5 protein-coding genes and 1 pseudogene are annotated in these 5471 nt (G+C 46.6%); 3 read left to right on the top strand and 3 right to left on the bottom strand.

Features of this window, described 5'->3' with window-relative positions; genetic code table 11:
• Positions 1-206: 206 nt before the first annotated feature.
• On the bottom strand, positions 207-1253 hold the full coding sequence (locus tag DWB67_RS15800; protein ID WP_255418715.1) for a Hint domain-containing protein: 1047 nt from the start codon (positions 1251-1253) through the stop codon (positions 207-209).
• A gap of 267 nt (positions 1254-1520) precedes the next feature.
• Positions 1521-2435 (bottom strand): IS5 family transposase, encoded by a 915-nt coding sequence (locus DWB67_RS15795; protein ID WP_119808539.1) that lies wholly within the window; start codon positions 2433-2435, stop codon positions 1521-1523.
• 83 nt (positions 2436-2518) lie between these two features.
• On the opposite strand from DWB67_RS15795, the pseudogene DWB67_RS15790 reads away from it, so the two are divergent.
• From DWB67_RS15790 to DWB67_RS15780, 3 genes and pseudogenes are all read left to right on the top strand, one after another.
• Positions 2519-2617 (top strand): annotated as a pseudogene (locus tag DWB67_RS15790) (IS5/IS1182 family transposase); the annotation flags it as partial.
• 85 nt (positions 2618-2702) lie between these two features.
• The gene (locus tag DWB67_RS15785) at positions 2703-3548 is read left to right on the top strand and encodes a hypothetical protein (RefSeq protein ID WP_147385952.1); all 846 of its coding nucleotides are present in this window, start codon (positions 2703-2705) and stop codon (positions 3546-3548) included.
• On the top strand, positions 3545-5023 hold the full coding sequence (locus DWB67_RS15780; protein ID WP_119808537.1) for a sulfotransferase family 2 domain-containing protein: 1479 nt from the start codon (positions 3545-3547) through the stop codon (positions 5021-5023). The genes DWB67_RS15785 and DWB67_RS15780 overlap by 4 nt, the downstream gene beginning before the upstream one ends.
• A 24-nt stretch (positions 5024-5047) precedes the next feature.
• On the opposite strand, the gene DWB67_RS15775 is transcribed toward DWB67_RS15780, so the two are convergent.
• Positions 5048-5332 carry a transposase gene (locus DWB67_RS15775; RefSeq protein ID WP_370453602.1) on the bottom strand — a complete coding sequence of 95 codons (285 nt, stop codon included), beginning with the start codon at positions 5330-5332 and terminating at the stop codon, positions 5048-5050.
• Positions 5333-5471 lie beyond the last annotated feature (139 nt).

Raw genomic sequence — 5471 nt, 5'->3', positions numbered from 1 at the left:
CCTTCGCCTTGAACTACGCAGAATAGCGCTTTCGTTTCGTCATCTCAGGTCAGTCCTTCGTCAATCGCTAAAGCTTAGCAACTGGTCCGAATTCCTGCGACCACCTCTCCCGGCTGATCCTCGCGCCTCGCCCAGCTCTGCCGCATAAGACGACTTATAAAGAAGGCCGAATATAATCCGGCCTCTGAAGCTAGTATTTTCTTAAATTATATAACCAGCGCTTTTTCGTTTTGTTGATGACGAACTGCCAGTTTTCGACCTAAGCGTCCGCTTGTAATAAAACGGGCCGCCACAGGTTCAAACGTCTCGTTTTTTAACTCAGGAAAAATCGACAGAATTTCCTTGCGGGCAGCCGGTCCAACACTTTTTAGCGCTTCTGGGCCAGTAAAGAGGGATTCCGTTTCGGCGCCATTCGCTATGACCACTTCGTGTTGTTCAAACATGAAGTGAAAGTATTCGACGTTTGTCGCATCCTCAATAATATTGATGCCATCGAGCTGACAAAGTTGTTTTGCCGCCACCAAAACCTCGTCGGTTCCAAACATTTTTTGTGCAATCTTAGACCGAACAAGAATGCGATGCTGGGGTGATACAATAAGATCAGCGGATGGAATATTCGCACCCAAGGCCCCTGCTGCAACACAGATAGGACGTAAATTTGAGTTTAGCTTAAGATCATGGCCTGAAAGCTTACGCGATCCCATCCAAAGAATTTTCTGCGGTCCACGATTGGCTGTTAGAACCATGTCCCCAGCCTTTAAGTTCTGTATTTCCATATCGCCGTCTGGCGTAGAAATCATCGTCCCAGCAGTAAAACAGGGAACAATGTTGGTATATGCCTCGTCGGCAGCTGCAGTAAAATTAGAAAGAGTAAAATTATCTCCAATATTAATTGGAACGGTAGACGCATAGCCAACAAATTCGGTAATCGTTCCACCATTAATCGTAATATATAAGAAACGGCCTGTTTCGCCCGTGGTGTCATTCGTCACATCAGCTTCACCAGCATTGTAAATGCTGTCACCGATAGATCCGACAGTCACGCCATCAATCATGAAATCAGATGTCAAAATTTGTTCGTCACCAAATTCGACTTCAGTACTTCCTGAGATAGCGCTATTAATATCGTTGAAAATTAGATCGTCATCACTGAACTCGGCAACATCTCCAGCAGACGACAATGTATAGGTACCTGATCCTGTAGGTGCGGCCGCTCCAAAATCAGCAGAAGACCATACGTAAATATTAGGCATTTTATAACTCCTTCAGACCTGAAAATTGATCGATTATTCCAATAGAAGATAGCACGGTTTGTGAGAAATTCGAATATTTTTCTGCACCGCAGCATATTTTAGAGGCTGATCCAAAATTATATAATCGATATCATGTGCTTGCGAGGGTCAGGACTTCGGTAACGGGGTCGTCTTAGTCAAGCGTTTTCGCGCACGAGCCGTTGTCCGCAGAATAGCGCTGTTGCACAAATCAACTGATGACCGCAGTTCCCCTTTCCCCGGACAGACTTATCCCAAGGCTACGGTGACCGGGATGCCGAGGGCCGTGAAGCGGTTCATGACTGCCGCACGGATCTGAACTTCGGCAACCTGGCGGTCGAAGTCGCGGGACATCAGCCTTTGTCCGAGCAGCTTTACGAAGTTCATTTTTGTCTCCACCCTGCTACGTCGGTGGTAGCCGCTCCAGTTCCGCCACAGCGCCCGGCCAAGATGCTTTGACGTCCGCAATATCTCGTTTCGTGCCCGGGCTCCGGCGCTCTCCGGCTTCCATGGCCTGGCGTTGCGGCGGGGCGGAATAATTGCTGCCACACCGCGCCCGGCGATGGCGTCGTTGCAGGCCCGTGTGTCATAGGCACCGTCGGCTGTAATGGTGGCGATCTCCTGATCCAGCGGGATCTGGGCAAGCAGGTCTGGGAGCATCGGCGCGTCGCCGACATTGCTGGAGGTGACCTCAACCGCCCGGATTTCCAGCGTTTCCTCGTCGATCCCCAAGTGGATCTTGCGCCAGACCCTTCGTTTCGGGCCGCCATGCTTGCGCGTGTGCCACTCGCCTTCGCCTTCCACCTTGATGCCGGTGCTGTCTATGAGCAAGTGCAGCGGCCCCTTGGAGCCGCGATACGGGATCGTCACGTTCAAGGTCTTCTGGCGGCGTGACACAGTGCTGAAATCCGGTACGAACCAGCCGAGCCCGGACAGTTCGAGCAGGCTCGCCACGAAACCGGTCGCTTGGCGAAGCGGCAGCCCGAGGAGGGTCTTGAGAGTGAGGCAGGCCTGAATCGCAGCGTCGCTATAGGCTTGCTGACGGCCGCGACGACCCGACGGAATGGCTTCCCACTGCATCGAGTGATCGAACCAAACGGTCAGTGCTCCGCGCTGCCTCAGCGCCTGATTGTAACTTTTCCAGTTGGTGGTCTTGTAGGTCATCTTCGGATGATTTGCTCATGCCTTCCGATTACTACATTGAATTCACGAGAGGAATCCTTCACCTCTTTGTGCAACAAGGCCTCGGTCGCCTGAAAAACTGGAGACGTGTCGCTACTCGTTTCGACAGGTGCCCGGAGACATATCTCTCCGCTATCGTATTGGCAGCAACTGTCCTATTATGACTGTGATCAAGAACGAGTCCTGACACTAACCAGTAGGCACAGCAAAAAGCATGAATCGACTCTGAAGCACTCCAAGGGTCAGGTTGTGAATGGAAAACATGAAACCGACACACCTCTATCTTCGCATACCGAAAAAACAGAAGAGAAGCTAAGAATTAATAAGATGACAGTTACGAATTTCCCTCCCTTAGGCTATCAGTTGCATCTTGGAGCGTCACACCTCTATCCAAATTTATTAGACAAAACATTCTTAGCGTTTCAAAAGATTTTTGAAGAATACAACATCAAAAAAATGCATACTCAGTCATTTAGAAGTTTAACACAGTTAACTGGGTCAGAACTGACGCTCCCTGAGAAAATGAAAAGTTTTGACATAGCCTCCGATAGTATGCGCGTCATTATCTCTGCGCATGGCTTACTAACAAGAGACAGTGGCGATACTTTTTTGTTTAAGCGAAACCCAAAAATTTCAAAAAATATTCTAGATATAGCAGACCTGTTTGTTGGAGCACCAGTTGCAGTACATATGGTTATTGCTCCTCAGCTTGCATATGCACCAGTCAGTAAACTCGTTAATAAAGAAGGCGCTCGCATTATTGCAGATAACCCCGATGCATTTTCTTGGATCAACGCTGTCAATAACATAAAAAAAATATTTCCAGAACAACCGCTAATTTTGTGGCCGATAGAAGATAAAATATCTCAATCAATAGCTTTTGTTGAAGGGGTTACGGGGCTTAAGTTCAACGAAGATGAATGCGAAATTATACGCGATTTGGCGAAACTGGAAAGATTTGCTGAGCCTGAAGAAAATAGTGCGGACCTTGAGGCAACGAAGGTCCTTCTTGAAACTTATCTCTACGATTTAGATGTCTTGCAAGAGATACCAGGCGTTAAAATAATGCTGAATACAGCGGTATCAAGAGTATGAATTTTTATTACAAAAATAGTAGAACTGTATTTATACATATTAAAAAAGCAGGCGGATCCTCAATTAGGAGGGCATTGGCTCAATTGGGTACAGCAAAATCGGCTCTCGGGTTCATTCCTAGTACGTGGCATGTTGAGTATACATTCTGCGTGGTGCGCAATCCACTTGATAGATTTTTGTCAGCAGTAAATATGTTTAAATTTGGAGTGCTGGACAGCACTGAGGTAATAAAAGATTATAACAGCCCGTCATTACCAAATATTACTATAAGCGCTGCTCTTGATATTATGGAAAATTCTAAAGTAGAATATAATCGGAAGAATCGTAACCTTGAAGGCAATCTAAAGCATCACCTATGGCCTCAAACCGAACCATTTTTCTGCTTGTCCCACGCAAATAGAATATTGGAATATGAAAGAATTCAAGATGATTTCTTTGAGGTTGCAAGAAGATTGGGCGTCAATCCAGAAATTGAATGGATAAGGCGGACTAAGAATCATCCCCAGTCTTTAAAAATTGACGATTTCAGCAATAGAGACATGGCCCGCTTTATGGGTATATATCAGTCAGACTATGAAGTTCTTGGATATGAGCCGCCTGTTCTACTTTCGAACTACAATGCACACCATAGAGCAAATACATCAAATATGTTTGTAGGAATAGATAGAGACCCGTGTGTAGCGGCATGGCGCTACTATTTTGAATGCTCTGGAACAGATGAGTTGACGCTGTCTGAGTCCCTCCCAAAAGCCAATGTAAATTTAAAAATTTTTCATAATATCTTTGTAGAAACGGAGAAGAATAGTAGTTGGCCTGGACGCAACAAAAATATTATCGATCATTTTAGGTCATTAGAGCCAGAATTTTCTGGCCAACCCCGCCTGAATCACCTTTTAGCTTGTGTAATAGTAGTACTTCGGAGAGATCCTCAAAACAAAATAGGATTGGAGTTATTTTTTAAAATTGTAACTCAATACGGATCTGAATTAGCAAATAGTCTAAATATAAGGTGGTTATCATCGGTTTGCGACACATTTGTTGATGTTGGGCGTAATAGCGAAGAACGTGCAATCGCAGCTTTGGGGTCTTCCATTTCAGCACTTGTAAAACTAAGTGAGACTGAACGACGTGTATATCATCCGAAAGTTCCATGGCCACCTCGTCTCAAATTCTCCCGGGGCGGTCATATGTATGAAGGAGTTATGGGGTTCTCGCCGGAGAAAGGAGATATGATTGACAACCTACTAAGCCGATTAGATAGCGTTTTAGAAGGGAGTAAACCTGCATCGGTCTTTTCAAGAGAATTAGTTGCTAGATTATCGGAAAAACACAGCACGATTTCTAGGTTCAAAAAAATAGCAGGTAAAAAAAATCCACATATGGTTTCCGATGATCTTTCACTAATAATAAAAGATGCAATTATAGAAGAAGGTAAGTCTAAAGAAAGGGATAGTTCTAATGAAAACCCTGCGTAAGCTAGGCTCCAGACTCATTAGTTTTCAAAGCCAGAGGATGACAGTTGCGGCGAGAGCGAGAGCGGACAGAAAGACCGTCGGGCACCTGTCGTAGCGGGTCGCAACGCGGCGCCAGTCGTTGAACTTGCCAAACATGATCTCGATGCGGTTGCGCCGCTTGTAGCGGCGCTTATCGTATTTGAGGGGCTTGCCTCGGGACTTCTGGCCAAGGATGCAGGGCTTGATGCCCTTGTCCTGCAAGGCTTCACGATACCAGTCGGCGTCATAGCCCCGATCGGCCAACAGAGGTGGTTCGGTTGATCTGAACAGGTTCCGGGCGTTTTCTAAGTGGTTTTCCGCCTTGCTTACGCCGCTGCTTCGGGTGTCGGCTGGTTGAAGTAGGCCTGATCGGGGGGTTTTCCCGTCAAGCTGACCTGCCCCCCGGTCTTCCCTCAGTCATAACGAGATT

Source organism: Paracoccus sp. JM45, assembly GCF_003590715.1.
Lineage (GTDB): Bacteria > Pseudomonadota > Alphaproteobacteria > Rhodobacterales > Rhodobacteraceae > Paracoccus.
This window is presented reverse-complemented; position numbering and strand designations above follow the sequence as displayed.